The organism is Streptomyces gelaticus, from assembly GCF_014649535.1.
GTDB lineage: Bacteria > Actinomycetota > Actinomycetes > Streptomycetales > Streptomycetaceae > Streptomyces > Streptomyces gelaticus.
On the sequence record NZ_BMTF01000007.1, the window covers coordinates 1 to 14601 of the forward strand.

A 14601-nucleotide genomic window follows, 5' to 3' on the forward strand; every position below is an offset into this window, starting at 1 on the left:
GCCGCATGACCCCACCACACCCAAACCACCCCAAACCCAACAGGGGCGCCTTGACGAAAGACATAGAGGCACCCCCCAGATCACCGCCAGCGCCAGCGCTGCGGCCGCGCCGGCCCCGGTCGCCGTCCGGCCGGGGAAGCGCCGCGCCGCCCTGGCGGGGCGTTTCTCGGTGGGGTCGTCGTGCATGGTCGCCTCCGGGCATCTCGGACGGGCGGCGGGTGCCGCGGACTGATGCTCCGAGTGAACGGCGGGCCGTGTTGTCGGGCCGTTTCGATTTCCCGATACCTTTTCGATATGCCCGTACTGTTCCCATGGGTTCGGTACCGGCAGGCCGACGACCGGCCGGGTGAGGCGCAGAGCAGGAGAGGCCGTATGCGGGTGCTGATTGTCGAGGACGAGCTGTATCTCGCCGAGGCGGTGCAGGCGGGACTGAGGCTCGAAGCCATCGCCTCCGACATCGCCGGCGACGGGGACACCGCCCTGGAACGCCTCGGTGTGAACGAGTACGACGTCGTCGTGCTCGACCGCGACATCCCCGGGACGCACGGCGACGACGTGTGCCGGATCATCGTGGAGCGGCGCCTCGGCTGCCGTGTGCTCATGCTGACCGCGGCGGGCCTGATCAACGAGAAGGTCACCGGGTTCGAGATCGGCGCCGACGACTACCTGACGAAGCCCTTCGACCTGCAGGAGCTGGTCGTACGCATCCGCTCGCTGGCCCGCCGGCCGAAGGACAGCACACCCCCGGTCATCGAGTGCGCCGGAATCCGGCTGGACCCGTTCCGGCGCGAGGTCTTCCGTGACGGCAGATACGTGGCGCTCACCAGGAAGCAGTTCGCCGTCCTGGAAGTCCTCATGACCGCGCGGGGCGGCGTAGTCAGCGCGGAGACACTGCTGGAACGGGCCTGGGACGAGAATGCCGACCCGTTCACCAACGCGGTCCGCATCACCATGTCCACGCTCCGCAAAAGACTCGGTGAGCCATGGGCCATCCACACCGTGCCCGGCGTCGGGTACCGCCTCGACGAGCCGGCGGGGCACCGCGGGACGACGGGGCACCAGCAGTGAGACGCGGACCCGCACCCCACCGGGCCGGCGGCGCGGACACGTCCGAGGGCCCGGCGCCGTCCGGGCGGCCACGACGGCTGACCGCCAGGATGAAGCTCACCCTCACCTACGCCCTGTTCGTCGTCGTCGCCGGGGCGTTCAGCCTGGTCGTGGTCTACCTGGCCATGCGCTTCGTGCCCAACTACCCGCTGGGCGACGTGAACCCGCAGGCCGCGGCCGTCGCCACGCGTCCGGACATCCTTCAGGCCCTGGTCAAGGCCTCCGGTGTCGCTCTGCTGTCCCTCGCGCTGGTCGGGCTCGGCGTCGGCTGGCTCATCGCGGGCCGCGTGCTGCGCCCCCTCCAGGACATCACCCGGGCGGCGCGCCGGGCCGCCGACGGCTCCCTGGACCACCGCATCGGACTCACCGGTCCGCGCGACGAGTTCACCGAGCTCTCCGACACCTTCGACGACATGCTCGCCCGCCTGCAGCGGTCCTTCGACGCCCAGCAGCGCTTCGCCGCCAACGCCTCGCACGAGCTGCGCACCCCGCTCGCCGTCAGCCGCACCATGCTCGACGTGGCCGTCGCCGACCCCGACGGCCAGGACTACCGGCGGCTCGTCTCCCGGCTCCGCGAGACCAACCAACGCGGCATCGACATCACCGACGCCCTGCTGCAGCTCTCCGCCCTCGACAACACCCAGCCGGCCATGGAGCGGCTCGACCTCGCGGACACCGCCCGGGGCGCCGTCGACACCGTCCGCGAGGAGGCGAGGACACGCGGCATCGCCCTCTTTGCCGACATCGACCCGGCTCCGGTCACCGGCAATGGCGTGCTGCTGCGCCAGCTCGTCCTGAATCTGCTCCACAACGCCGTACGGCACAACCTGCCCACGGGCGGATCGCTCTCCCTGGCCACCGGCCCCGACCCGGCCCGGCCCGGCCACACCCTCCTGGCCGTCACCAACACCGGACCTTCCGTGTCCGACACCGTCGACCGCCTCACCGAACCGTTCCTGCGCGGCAGCGGCCGGCTGGCCGAGCAGGACCCCACGCGCCGCGGTCACGGTCTCGGCCTGGCGATCGTCTCCAGCATCGTCCGCGCGCACCACGCCGAGCTGTCCCTGGCCCCCAACCCCGGCGGAGGACTCGCCGTCCGGGTGTCGCTGCCCGGCACCGGGTAGGGCCGCAGCCCGCCCGTCACGCCCGGCGCCGGAACTAAACCGGGCAGTGGCGACGTTATGGCTGATCGGCACCGATTCATGGAGCGGTCGGGCGGATGTGGAGGCATGGCTGTGCACGGTGAGTACAAGGTCCCCGGCGGCAAGCTCGTCGTGGTGGACCTCGATGTCGAGGGCGGGGCGCTGCGCAACGTACGGGTCGCCGGGGACTTCTTCCTCGAACCCGACGAAGCGATCCTCGCGATCGACGCGGCGCTGGAGGGCGCACCGGCCAACACCGACACCGCCGGTCTCACCGCCCGGATCGACGCGGCCCTCCCCGCCTCGACCGTGATGCTCGGCCTCACATCCGAGGGCGTCGCCGTCGCCGTACGCCGGGCCCTCGCGCACGCGACCGAGTGGAGCGACTACGACTGGCAGCTCATCCACGAGGCCCCGCAGTCCCCCGCGCTGCACATGGCGCTCGACGAGGTGATCACCGCCGAGGTCGCCGCGGGGCGCCGGCCGCCCACGCTCCGGGTCTGGGAATGGGACTCCCCCGCCGTGATCATCGGCAGTTTCCAGTCGCTGCGCAACGAGGTCGACCCGCAGGGCGCCGCACGCCACGGTGTCAGGGTCGTGCGCCGGATTTCCGGTGGCGGAGCCATGTTCGTCGAGCCGGGCAACACCATCACGTACTCGCTCTCGGTCCCGGACGCCCTCGTGTCCGGGCTGTCGTTCGCCGACAGCTACGCCTATCTCGACGACTGGGTGCTGGGCGCGCTCGCCGAGATGGGCATCAAAGCCTGGTACCAGCCGCTCAACGACATCGCCACGGACGCCGGGAAGATCGCGGGCGCGGCCCAGAAGCGCGTGGTCGGCGGGGAAGGCGCCGTGCTGCACCACGTGACCATGTCGTACGACATCGACGCCGACAAGATGCTGGAAGTGCTGCGGATCGGCAAGGAGAAGCTCTCCGACAAGGGCACCAAGAGCGCGAAGAAGCGCGTCGACCCGCTGCGCCGTCAGACGGGGCTGGCACGCGAGGCCGTCATCGAGCGGATGATCGACTCCTTCCGTACCCGGCACGGTCTCACCCGAGGCAGGGTGACGGACGAGGAGATGGCGCGGGCCGAGGAGCTCGTGCGGACGAAGTTCGGCACCGAGGAGTGGACCGCTCGGGTGCCGTGAGCCGGGCCCTGCGGGGCGGGCGTCCCCCGCAAAGGGTCAGGTTCCCGTCGCCGGGATTTCCTGCTCGGTCCAGATGATCTTGCCTTCGGCGGTGTAACGGGTTCCCCAGCGGCGGGTCAGCTGGGCGACGAGGAAGAGGCCGCGGCCGCCCTCGTCCGTGGTGCGGGCGTGCCTGAGCCGCGGCGAAGTGCTGCTGGTGTCGGAGACCTCACAGATCAGTACGGACTGGCGCAGCAGCCGGAGCCGGATCGGCCCGGTGGCGTAGCGCAACGCGTTGGTGACCAGCTCGCTGACGATCAGTTCGGTCGTCATCTCCAGTTCCTCCAGGCCCCAGGTCCTCAGCAGGCGGGCGGTCCGGGCCCTGACCCCGGCGACGGCGGCCGGGTCGTCGGGGATCTCCCACGAGGCGACGTGGTCGGCGCTCAGCTCGTGGGTGCGGGCGAGCAGCAGGGCGACGTCGTCGGGCTGGGGCACCGGGAGCAGCTGCTCCACGACCGCCGCGCACAGGGCGTCGAGCGGAAGGCCGCGCTGGGCCAGGGCGCCGCCGAGGCGGGACATGCCGAGTTCGGCGTCGCGGTCCCGGCCCTCGATGAGTCCGTCGGTGTAGAGACCGATCAGGCTCCCCTCCGGGAGGCAGATCTCCGCCGTCTCGAACGGCATCCCGCCCAGGCCCAGCGGGGGGCCGGCGGGCAGCTCGGGGAAGCTGACGCGTCCGTCCGGGGAGACGACGACGGGCGGCGGGTGGCCGGCGCGCGCCATGGTGCACAGCTGGGTGACCGGGTCGTAGACGGCGTACAGGCAGGTGGCGCCGAGCACGGAGGTGCCGTGCTCCTCGCCCTCGCGTTCCTCGTCGCTCAGGCGGAGCACGAGATCGTCGAGGTGGGCGAGGAGTTCGTCGGGCGGCAGGTCCATGTCGGCGAGGGTGTGGACCGCTGTGCGGAGCCGACCCATGGTGGCGGCGGCGCCGATGCCGTGGCCGACGACATCGCCGACGACGAGGGCGACCCGGGCGCCGGACAGCGGGATCACGTCGAACCAGTCGCCCCCGACACCGTCCTTGGCGTCCGCCGGGAGGTAGGAGGAGGCCACGTCCAGGGCCATCCCGCCGGGCAGGGTGTGCGGGAGCAGGCTGCGCTGGAGGGTCAGCGCCGCGGTGTGCTCATGGGTGTAGCGGCGGGCGTTGTCCACGCACACGGCGGCCCGTGCGACCATCTCACGGGCCGGAAGCACGTCGTCCGGTTCGAAGGGGGCGGGATTCACCGACCGGATGAAGGTGGTCAGCCCGAGCACGGTGTCCCGGGCCCGCATGGGTACGGAGATGAGGGAGTGGAGCCCGTACTCACGGATGCGCGCCGCCCTGACGGGCTGGTCGACGGCCCACATGTGGTTGCCGGGGTCGAGGACCGGGATGAGGACGGGTTCGCCGTCGATGAGGAACCGGATGTCGTGCGGCGGGGGCACGGAGTCCACCGGATCCCCGATCCGGGAGACCGCCTCCGGGCACCCCTCGCGCACCGAGCTCATCCCGGCCCGGCGCATCCTGGGCCGGGCGGAGCCGGTGACGGCGCCGGACCGGCCGGGATCCTGGCCGGACAGCCCCGCGCCCAGGGGCCACTGAGTGGGCTCATCCGGGTTGGCGACCGGCTCCAGCAGGTCGACGACGACGAAGTCGGCGAACCGCGGCACCGCGAAGTCGGCCAGTTCCTGAGCCGTGCGCATCACGTCCAGGGTGGAGCCGATGCTGGCCCCGGCGTCGTTGACCAGGGCCAGGCGTTGCTGGGCGTTCCACCGGTCGGTGACGTCCAGCACCATGTAGCAGAGGCCGGTGATGCCGCCGTCGCTGTCGGTCAGCGGGAGGTACGAGGTGGAGTAGGCGCGCTTGCGGCGCGGATCGGCCCACGTCCAGCCCACGTACTCGTAGTCGATGACGGGCACCCCGGTCTCCAGCACCCCGCGCATCAAGGTCTCCAGGGCGTCGGTCTCCAGCCCCGGGAGCACGTCGCTCAGCCGCAGGCCCACCCGGCGCTCGCGCGGCACTCCGCTGAAGCGTTCCAGGGTGTCATTCATCCAGACGTAGCGCAGCTCCGGGCTCAGCACCGCCACGCCGATCGGCGAACCGCTCAGGAAGGCGTCGAGCACGGACTGCCCGACCGTCCACTCCGGCCTTCGTTCGCGTCCGGAGACCAGGAAGCACTCCCGGCCGTCCAGGTGAAACGAGGCCGAGACCCGGAGGTCCAGCTCGATCCGGCCGCCGTCACGCCGCCGCGCGTCGACCACGCCCCGCCATCCCACGCCCGCGCGGCAGCGCTCGGCGATCCCGGCCACCCGGACCGGGTCCTCGGGCATGGCGAGCAGGAACCCGGCCGACCGCCCGACCACGTCACCGGCGCGGTACCCCAGCAGGTCCTGCGCGCTCTGCGTCCAGCCGACGACCGTTCCGGTGCCGGAGACCACCGCGGTCGCGTCGTTCGCGGTGTCGTAGGAGTGCCCCGGGGCGCTGGGCGGCGGGGGCTCGGCACCGGGCGTCGGCTGCGGACCTGCACACGCCATTCTGGCCACCACCCATCGACTCGGTTTCCATGATCCCGCCTCCCGCGCTCGGGTGCGAGCGACCGGAGCGGGCCTGGACGTGCACGGGTCGGTCAGCGTCCGCCGGCCGGACCGGGCGGGGCCGGGGGCCGGTGCTCGTACCAGCGCCGGTCGGCCTCCAGCTGGGCGGCGAGGGAGATCAGCCGTTCCTCGCTGCGGGACGGGCCGAGCAGCTGCGCCCCGACGGGCAGCCCGTCGGCGGTGAACCCGGCCGGTACGTTGATGCCGGGCCAGCCCAGTACGTTCCAGGGCCAGGCGTACGGGCAGGCCTCGGTCATCGCCAGATCGGTGCGCCAGGCGCTCAGCCCGTCGAACCGGCCGATCGGGGGCGGCGGCAGGGCGGTCGTCGGGGTGAGCAGTACGTCGTACCCGGTGCCGCCTCGGGACGTGTGGAAGAACGCGCCGATCCTGCGGTGCTGGCGCACCTCGCGCTCCCTGGCCGCCCGTACCACCCGGCCGCCGAGCCGGGTGCCGGTGCGCAGCGCGCTGCGGGTACGCGGATCGAGGAGGGCGGGTTCGGGGTGGCGGGCGGCGAGTTCGGCGATCCCGGCGGTGGCGCGGGGGACGAAGCCGAGACCGATCAGCCCGTACCGGGGCCTGGCCTCCTCGACGTCGTGGCCGAGGCGGGCGAGGGCCTCGGCCAGGGCGAGGACGGCCCGCCGCACCTCGGGGTGGGGTGCGGAGCCGGTGAGGGTGAGCGGGGGACGCCAGGCGAGGGCGATGCGCAGTCGGCCGGGGTCGCGGCGGGCGGCGGCCGCGGCGGCGACCGGGGGCGGGCGGTGCGCGTCGTCGGGGTGGGATCCGGCGACCGCGTCGAGCAGCAGTGCGGCGTCGGCGACGGTCCTGGCGAGGGGCCCGTTGACGGTCAGGCCCTGGAAGGCGTCGATGTGCGGATGGCCGGAGATCCGGCCGCGCTGGGGCTTGATGCCGACGAGATGGGTCCAGGCCGCGGGGATACGGACGGACCCGGCGCCGTCCGAGCCGAGCGCGGCGGGTACGAGCCCGGCCGCCACGGCCGCCGCGGAACCCCCGGACGATCCGCCGGGGGTGTGGCCGGCGTGCCACGGGTTGCGTGTGGCGCCGAAGGCGGGACCCTCGGTGAACGGCCACTGGCCGAGTTCGCAGGAGTTGGTCTTCCCGACGATCACGGCCCCGGCCGCCCGCAGCCGGCGTACCGCCTCGCTGTCCGCGGTCGCGGCGGGCCGTTCGCCCTCGCAGCCGAAGTGGGTCGGCATCCCGAGGACGTCCGTGTCGTCCTTGACGGCGACCGGCACGCCGAGCAGGGGCAGCCGCTCCCCCGCCGCGAGCCGGCGGTCGGCCTCGGCGGCCTCGGCGAGCGCGGCCTCGGCGCGCAGGTGCCGGAAGGCGTTGAGGGTGCCCTGGCTCGCTTCGATACGGTCCAGCGCGGCGGACACCTGCTCGACCGAGGTGGTGCGGCCCTCGGTCAGCTCCCGTGCGCTCTCGGCCAGTCCCGCCGGGCCGGGCGGTCCGGTGGTTTCCACGGCTTCCGTTGAGGACATGGGCTGACCGCCTTCCTCGCATCGGCACAGGCGCGCGACGCGTCTGTGTGCCGGCAGCATCTGTGTGCCTGAAGCATCTGTGCCCGAACGAACTTACCGGAGGGTAACGATTGGTGAGCGGTCCGCTCAACCGTTCGGTGGAATGTGGCCGGGCATCGCTCGGGGGAGTGTCAGTGCCGCTTGCTACGTTCCACGGTGGAAACGGGTGGCAGAAGCACTGCTGGAGGGGTAAGTGGAAGCGGAGTTCGAGGGCGAATTCGAAACGCATCTGACGGTGCGGTTCGATCCCCGCGCCGACGGGGCCGAGGAGGGCGCCCGGCTGGCGCGCTGGGCGGAGCGGCACGGTCTGAAACTCACCCGTATCGTCCTGGACCGCGGTGCCGTGCCGGACCAGCCGATGCTGACCGAGCAGGGCCGGGGCTCGCTCTCCCGGCAACGGGCCGCCGCGGAGCTCCGGGCGGACGCGCTGCGCGCGGCGGGCTTCCCCGTCGTGCGCGTGAAGATCGAGGCCGCTCCGTGGAACGAGGACATACCCCGAACGGCCGACGAGGCCGCCGCGCTGTCCCCCGACTGCCACTTCGAGCACCACGTCAAGCTGCTGCTCTCCGGCGAGAGGGACCTGGCCGCCGCGCGGGCCGCGGCCGAACGGCACAGCGCGCACCTCTCGCACAACGCCCGCCGCACCGACGGGCGCGGGCGCCACGAGCGGTTCGTCACCCAGCGCTGCCGCGCGATCGGCCGGCCCGGGGCGCGGGCCCGGCTCGACGCGCTGCTGCGCGCGCTGGACGACGCGGGGCTCGAAGTGCTGGAGACCGAGGAGGAGTTCGTGGTGCACGACGACCACCCGGCGGTGGACGCGGGCTGGATCGACGAGCAGGCCGGGGCGGCGCTGTGAGCACGGGCGGCCGCCCCGTTCCCGGGGAGCCGGCCTTCGACGACCCCGCACTCGCTCCGCGCTGGCGGGCCGCCCGGCGCGCTGTCCAGGACCATCTGCTGTCCGTGATCGCCGGGTCGCCGTGGGGCGACCAGTTGGTCCTGCGCGGCAGCCTCCCGCTCCAGGCGTGGGTGGGCGAGGCGGCACGGGAACCGGGCGATCTGGACTGGATCGTGTACGGGCCGCTGCCGGAGGACTTCGTCGACCGTCTCGATCCCTACCCCTACGTCAACGGGATCGAGGCGGTCCAGCACTGGCCGGAAGCCGCGCACGGCGCGGCCGCTGCCGAGCTGTGGACGGACGAGGATTCCCACGAGACTGCCGGTGCCCGGCCCGTGCTCGCACCCGAGGGGCTGTGCTGGGTCGAGATCGAGGGGCCCGACGACATCGATCCGCCCTCCTCGCCCACCGAGGAGGTCGTCGCCGCCCTGGCGGCCGGGCCGCAGCCGCCCGAGGGGATACGCATCGATCCGGGCCGGGTGACGTCGGACGGCGTGTGGATGTACCGGGAGTACGAGACGCCGGGCGTGCGGGTCGTCGTGCCCTGGCAGGCCGACGGGCTGCCACCGGGCGAGCTGCGGATGGACTTCGCCCAGGACGAGTGGCTGCCCCGGGCACCGGTGTGGACGGCCTGCCCACGCGGGGACGGCGGACCTCCGACACCGGTCCGCACCGCGGACCCGGGGCTCTCGCTCGCCTGGAAGCTGCTGTGGCTCGCCGAGGACCAGGAGGCGGAGGGCCGGTCGGGGGCCAAGGACCTGTACGACGCGGTGCTGCTCGCGGAGTACGAGCGGACGCGGCTCCCGCCCCGGCTGCTGCACACCGTGCTCGGCCCGCACGCGGACGGCTTCACGCCCCGGACGGTGCTGGACTGGCTGGTGGACTGGTCCACGTTCCACGCCGCGCACCCGTGGGTGGACGGCGGTCCGGACCGGTTGCGGGAGCGGCTGGCCGCCGCGCTGCCGCGGCTGCTGGAGCGGAGCACTCCGCAGTCATGGCAGCCGGCCCGGCATGGCGCGGACGCGCCCTACGGCTGGACGCCGATCTCCCCGATCCCGGTGCCGAGCGCGGAGCAGTGCGCGGTGGACTGACCGGACTGGCCGGGGGCCGGCGTGACGTGCTCGCCGTCCGCGTCCGGGGACCAGCCGCAAGAGGCAAAACATCACACTGTGTATGTGCTGTGGCGGTGTTCTCCACCGCGCGACCGGTCCGGCCCCGGCGTACGCTCGGAAGAATCCGATGGCCTGCGAACGGCCGGCATCGGATGGCACCTGAACAGGCTCGACGGGCTTCGCGCCCGGCGGGTTCTACGAGGGAGGCGACGTGACCGGTCGACACAGCGGCACCCGCCGGGTCGCCTGGACGGCGGTCGTCGTGCTGGGACTCACCGGCGGGAGCGTCCTCGGCGGCGGCGCGGCCCGGGCGGACGACGGCAACGGCATCGAGAAACTCTCCGCGCAGCAGATCGCGGACCGCTCACGTGACGCCCTGCTGAGCGCCCGTTCCCTGCATATCGGCGTGCGCGGCGACCTGGGCGGCGACCTGCCGTCGATGACCCTGGAACTCACCCTGGACCGGGACGGGAACTGCAACGGATCGGTGGATCTCGGCCACAGTCAGGGCTCGGTCCAGATCGTGAAGCGCGGCGACGAGGTCTGGGTCAAGCCGGACGCGAACTTCTGGAAGAACCAGGTTCCGAGCGGTGGTTCGGCCTTCGCCGCGATCCTCAACGGCCGTTACATGAAGGGTTCGGCCGACGACCCGCGGCTGCGCGGTGTGGCGAACGGCTGCGATCTGGACAACTTCCAGAAACTCGTCAGCAGCAACGCGAAGAACGACCGGGGGACGCTGAACAAGGGCAGGAAGACCACCCTCGACGGGGCTCCGGTGGTGCCGCTGACCAGGATGCGCGACGGCCAGACGCTGGTGATGTACGTCGCCGCCACGGGCAAGCCGTACCCCGTCAGGATCACGGCTCAGGGCGGCGGGACGGACGCGGTCGTCGGCTTCTCGGCCTTCGACAAGCCGGTGCCCACGACCACACCGCCGCCGGACCAGACGTACGACATCAGTGCTCTGCTGGGCCGTACGTCCGCGCCGCTGTGACGCCGGACCGGCCGCTGAGCACCACGTACAGCAGCAGCGACGAGACCAGCCCGACCGCCCAGCCGTAGTCCGCGAGCGGTTCGAGGAACGGGACCAGACCGTCGGCCGGGAACGGGCCCTCCCCGGGGGCGGAGTGGGAGCCCCCGATCGCAAGGACGCCGCCGACGGCGAACGCGGCGACGGCCCGCCGGTTCCATCCGTTCGTGTACCAGTAGCGGCCGCCGGGACGGTAGAGGTCGGCCAGGTCGAGCACGGTGCGGCGGACGATCCAGTAGTCGGCGATCAGGATGCCCGCGACCGTGCCGAGGAGTCCGCCGACCAGCCCGAGCCAGGTGAAGATGTACAGCTCGGGCGTCTCGGTGAGCTTCCACGGCATGATCAGGACGCCGACGACACCCGTGATCAGGGCGCCGGTACGGAAGTTGATGAAGCGGGGCGCGAGGTTCGCCAGGTCGTACGCGGGTGACACGACGTTCGCCGCGATGTTCACGGAGACCGTCGCGACCAGCACCGTCACCAGGGCGAAGAGCAGCCCGAAGACGCTGTCGGTCCTCGCCACGAGCTGGACCGGGTCCCAGATCGCCTCGCCGTACACGGCCTGCGAGCCGGAGGTGACCAGGACCGAGAGCAGGGCGAAGAGCGTCATGGTGGTGGGCAGCCCGAGCACCTGGCCCCGGATCTGGGCGCGTTGGCCGGCCCCGAAGCGGGTGAAGTCGGGGATGTTCAACGAGAGCGTGGCCCAGAACGCGATCATGCCCATCAGTGAGGGGAAGAAGACCGGCCAGAACTCCTTGCCCCAGCCGAGCTTCGAGGGCTGGTCGAGCAGCGGGCCGAAGCCGCCCGCCTTGACGGCGATCCAGACCAGCAGCACGAAGGCACCGACGATGACGAACGGCGCCGCCCAGTTCTCGAAGCGTCGCAGCGCGTCCATCCCCCGGTGGATGATGGCGAGTTCGAGCGCCCAGAAGAGGATGAAACAGAGCCAGAGCGTCCACGGCTGCCCGCCGATCTCGGACGCCTTCGCCCAGCCGCCGAAGATCTTCCCCAGCAGGGTGAAGATGCCGACGCCGCCGATCCAGGTCTGGATGCCGAACCAGGCGCAGGCCACCGCGGCCCGGATCAGCGCGGGCAGATTGGCGCCGCGCAGCCCGAAGGAGGCGCGGGCCAGCACCGGGAAGGGGATGCCGTACTTGGGTCCGGCGTGCCCGGTGAGCAACATGGGCCCGAGCACGATCAGGTTGGCCAGCGCGATGGTGAACACGGCCTGCTTCCAGTCCATGCCGAGGGCCACCAGGCCGGAGGCGAGCAGCCAGGACGGGATGTTGTGGGCCATGCCCACCCAGAGCGCGGCGAAGTTGTACGTCGTCCAGCGGCGCCGTTCCAGCGGGACGGGCAACAGGTCCTCGTTGACGAACCGGTTGTCGGTGGGAACGGCGCCGGGGGCGAGTTCGATGCGCCCCGAGGGGTCGGATATCGGGTCCTGCGGTGGGATCGGTGGGATCGGTGGGACGGTCGAGGTCATGGCGGCTGGACCCTTCGCTCGGGAACGGTGCCGTGCGGGGCGGGGCGCGGGGAGTACGGGGCGCGCGGGGTACGGGGACGGGGGTGCGGACAACCGTGCGGGGAGGGGCGGGTCAGTCCGACAGGGCGGGGATGATCTGCGCGCCGTAGGCGTCGATCGTCGCCTCCCGCGCGTCGTGCATGTCGTACACGGCGAACTGGTCCACGCCCAGATCGCGCAGGGCCCGCAGCTTCTCGATGTGCGCCTCGGCGGGGCCCAGCAGGCAGAACCGGTCGACGATCTCGTCGGGCACGAAGTTCGTGTCGGGGTTCCCGGCCCGGCCGTGGTGGCTGTAGTCGTAGCCCTGCCGGTCCTTGATGTAGGCGGTCAGAGCCTCGGGGACGAGCCCGGAGTGCGCGCCGTACCGGGAGACGAGGTCGGCGACGTGGTTGCCGACCATGCCGCCGAACCACCGGCACTGCTCGCGGGCGTGGTCGAGGTCGTCGCCCACGTAGGCGGGGGCGGCGACGCAGATCGTCACGGAGTCCGGGTCGCGGCCCGCCTCCGTCGCCGCGTCCCGTACCGCCTTGATCATCCACTCGGTGAGGAACGGGTCGGCGAGCTGGAGGATGAAGCCGTCGGCCTTCTGTCCGGCGAGGGCGAGTGCCTTCGGGCCGTATGCGCCCATCCAGACGGGCAGCCTGCCGTCCTTCACCCAGGGGATCCGGACCGGTTGCCCGTCGACGGTCGCCTCGCGTCCCTCGGCGAGGTCGCGGATGACGTCGATGGCCTCGCCGAGCCGGGCCAGGGTGTTGGGCTTGCGACCGGCGACGCGCATCGCCGAGTCGCCCCGTCCGATGCCGCAGACGGTGCGGTTGCCGTACATGTCGTTGAGGGTGGCGAAGGTGGAGGCGGTCACCTCCCAGGTGCGCGTGCCCGGGTTGGTGACCATGGGGCCGACAATGAGGTGATCGGTGTGTTCCAGGATCCGGCTGTAGATGACGAACGGTTCCTGCCAGAGCACCGTCGAGTCGAAGGTCCATCCGTAGCGGAAACCGTTGCGTTCGGCGCGGCGCATCAGGCCGACGACGGCCGAGGCGGGCGGGTCGGTCTGGAGGACGAGTCCGAAGTCCATGACGGGTGCTCCTAGTCGAGGTACTGACAGGTGGCGCGCGGGGTGTAGCTGCCGTGTCCGGGTCGGCCGGTGAACTTCCTCTCGTCGATGACGACTTCACCGCGGGAGAGGACCGTTTCGACCTGGCCGGTGATCCGCCTTCCCTCGTACGCCGAGTAGTCGACGTTCATGTGGTGGGTCTCGGCGGAGATGGTCTGCTCGGCCGCCGGGTCATAGATGACGACATCGGCGTCGGCGCCCGGGGCGATGGTGCCCTTCTTCGGGTAGAGGCCGAACATCCGGGCCGGGGAGGCGCAGGCGATCTCGATCCAGCGGCGGCGCGAGATGTGACCGTCCACGACCGCCTGGTGGAGGAGGTCCATCCGGTTCTCCACGCCGGGCATGCCGTTGGGGATCTTCGAGAAGTCGCCCCGGCCCATCTCCTTCTGGCCGGAGAAGCAGAAGGGGCAGTGGTCGGTGGAGACGACCTGGAGTTCGTTGTTCCTGAGCCCCCGCCAGAGCGCTTCCTGGTGTTCCCTGGGCCGCAACGGGGTGGAGCAGACGTACTTGGCGCCCTCGAAGTCCGGCTCGGCGAGGTTGTCGGTGGACAGGAAGAGGTACTGCGGGCAGGTCTCGCCGAAGACCGGAAGTCCCTTGTGGCGGGCGGCGGCCACCTCGGCGACGGCCTCGTCCGCGGAGACGTGCACGACGTACAGCGGGGAACCGGCGACGCGGGCGAGCTGGATGGCGCGGTGGGTGGCCTCGGCCTCCAGCGCCACCTTGCGCACGTCGCCGTGGTAGCGGGGGTCGGTGCGTCCCTCGGCGAGGGCCTGTTCGACGAGTACGTCGATGGCGATGCCGTTCTCCGCGTGCATCATGATCAGGCCGCCGTTGTGGGAGGCCCGTTGCATGGCACGCAGGATCTGGCCGTCGTTGCTGTAGAAGACGCCGGGATAGGCCATGAACAGCTTGAAGGAGGTCACGCCCTCCGACACCAGCAGGTCCATCTCCTTGAGCGTGGACTCGTTCACGTCGGAGAGGATCATGTGGAAGGCGTAGTCGATGGCGCATTTGCCGTCGGCCTTCGCGTACCAGGCGTCGAGACCCTCACGGACCGCGTGGCCCACGGACTGGATGGCGAAGTCGACGATCGTGGTGGTGCCGCCCCAGGCGGCCGCCCGGGTGCCGGTCTCGAAGGTGTCGGCGGCGTAGGTGCCGCCGAACGGCATCTCCATGTGGGTATGCGCGTCGACACCGCCCGGGATGACGTATTTGCCGGTGGCGTCGATCCTCCGGTCGGCGCTCCAGCTCTCGGCCGCGCCGCTGGCGTGTGCCGCGAGGGCCACGATGCGGCCGCCCTCGATGAGTACGTCGGCATGGATTTCGTCGGACGCGGTGATGACGAGACCACCGTGGATGACGGTGCGGCTCATGTACCC

10 protein-coding genes and 1 pseudogene are annotated in these 14601 nt (G+C 71.9%); 6 read left to right on the forward strand and 5 right to left on the reverse strand.

Annotated elements, in window-relative coordinates; translation table 11 throughout:
* Positions 1-372: 372 nt before the first annotated feature.
* The 3 genes from IE107_RS12340 (at position 373) to lplAB (ending at position 3398) form a co-directional block, all read left to right on the forward strand.
* Complete coding sequence (locus IE107_RS12340; protein WP_189543787.1) at positions 373-1068, forward strand: response regulator transcription factor; 696 nt, start codon at positions 373-375, stop codon at positions 1066-1068.
* Positions 1065-2231, forward strand: coding sequence for a sensor histidine kinase (locus IE107_RS12345; RefSeq protein WP_229866860.1), 1167 nt, complete (start codon positions 1065-1067; stop codon positions 2229-2231). Before IE107_RS12340 ends, IE107_RS12345 begins: the two co-directional genes overlap by 4 nt.
* 111 nt (positions 2232-2342) lie before the next feature.
* Positions 2343-3398: a lipoate-protein ligase LplAB gene (lplAB, locus tag IE107_RS12350; RefSeq protein WP_189544051.1), complete on the forward strand. Its 1056-nt coding sequence runs from the start codon at positions 2343-2345 to the stop codon at positions 3396-3398.
* A 36-nt stretch (positions 3399-3434) separates the two neighbouring features.
* Here lplAB and IE107_RS12355 read toward each other — a convergent pair whose 3' ends face one another.
* Positions 3435-5948, reverse strand: coding sequence for a SpoIIE family protein phosphatase (locus IE107_RS12355; protein ID WP_189543788.1), 2514 nt, complete (start codon positions 5946-5948; stop codon positions 3435-3437).
* Positions 5949-6040: 92 nt separating this feature from the next.
* Positions 6041-7507 (reverse strand): amidase, encoded by a 1467-nt coding sequence (locus tag IE107_RS12360; RefSeq protein ID WP_189543789.1) that lies wholly within the window; start codon positions 7505-7507, stop codon positions 6041-6043.
* A 232-nt stretch (positions 7508-7739) separates the two neighbouring features.
* On the opposite strand from IE107_RS12360, the gene IE107_RS12365 reads away from it, so the two are divergent.
* The 3 genes and pseudogenes from IE107_RS12365 to IE107_RS12375 all read left to right on the forward strand — a co-directional run bounded on the left by IE107_RS12365 (position 7740) and on the right by IE107_RS12375 (position 10547).
* Positions 7740-8402: a hypothetical protein gene (locus IE107_RS12365; RefSeq protein WP_189543790.1), complete on the forward strand. Its 663-nt coding sequence runs from the start codon at positions 7740-7742 to the stop codon at positions 8400-8402.
* A 374-nt stretch (positions 8403-8776) separates the two neighbouring features.
* Positions 8777-9244 (forward strand): annotated as a pseudogene (locus tag IE107_RS34815) (nucleotidyl transferase AbiEii/AbiGii toxin family protein); the annotation flags it as partial.
* A gap of 520 nt (positions 9245-9764) precedes the next feature.
* Positions 9765-10547, forward strand: coding sequence for a hypothetical protein (locus tag IE107_RS12375; RefSeq protein WP_189543792.1), 783 nt, complete (start codon positions 9765-9767; stop codon positions 10545-10547).
* Here IE107_RS12375 and IE107_RS12380 read toward each other — a convergent pair.
* The 3 genes from IE107_RS12380 to hydA all read right to left on the reverse strand — a co-directional run bounded on the left by IE107_RS12380 (position 10510) and on the right by hydA (position 14595).
* Positions 10510-12069: an NCS1 family nucleobase:cation symporter-1 gene (locus tag IE107_RS12380; RefSeq protein WP_189543793.1), complete on the reverse strand. Its 1560-nt coding sequence runs from the start codon at positions 12067-12069 to the stop codon at positions 10510-10512. The two genes, IE107_RS12375 and IE107_RS12380, sit on opposite strands and share 38 nt — an antisense overlap.
* A gap of 112 nt (positions 12070-12181) precedes the next feature.
* Positions 12182-13183 carry a TIGR03842 family LLM class F420-dependent oxidoreductase gene (locus tag IE107_RS12385; protein ID WP_189543794.1) on the reverse strand — a complete coding sequence of 334 codons (1002 nt, stop codon included), beginning with the start codon at positions 13181-13183 and terminating at the stop codon, positions 12182-12184.
* A gap of 11 nt (positions 13184-13194) precedes the next feature.
* Positions 13195-14595 (reverse strand): dihydropyrimidinase, encoded by a 1401-nt coding sequence (hydA, locus tag IE107_RS12390; RefSeq protein ID WP_189543795.1) that lies wholly within the window; start codon positions 14593-14595, stop codon positions 13195-13197.
* Between the last annotated feature and the right edge of the window lie 6 nt (positions 14596-14601).

What these genes read in the sequence shown, in the direction of transcription:
- IE107_RS12340 (WP_189543787.1), top strand. Translation starts at nt 373, where the DNA reads ATGCGGGTGCTGATTGTCGAGGACGAGCTGTATCTCGCCGAGGCGGTG.
- IE107_RS12385 (WP_189543794.1), bottom strand. Translation starts at nt 13,183, where the DNA reads ATGGACTTCGGACTCGTCCTCCAGACCGACCCGCCCGCCTCGGCCGTC.
- IE107_RS12360 (WP_189543789.1), bottom strand. Translation starts at nt 7,507, where the DNA reads ATGTCCTCAACGGAAGCCGTGGAAACCACCGGACCGCCCGGCCCGGCG.
- IE107_RS12380 (WP_189543793.1), bottom strand. Translation starts at nt 12,069, where the DNA reads ATGACCTCGACCGTCCCACCGATCCCACCGATCCCACCGCAGGACCCG.
- hydA (WP_189543795.1), bottom strand. Translation starts at nt 14,595, where the DNA reads ATGAGCCGCACCGTCATCCACGGTGGTCTCGTCATCACCGCGTCCGAC.
- IE107_RS12355 (WP_189543788.1), bottom strand. Translation starts at nt 5,948, where the DNA reads ATGGCGTGTGCAGGTCCGCAGCCGACGCCCGGTGCCGAGCCCCCGCCG.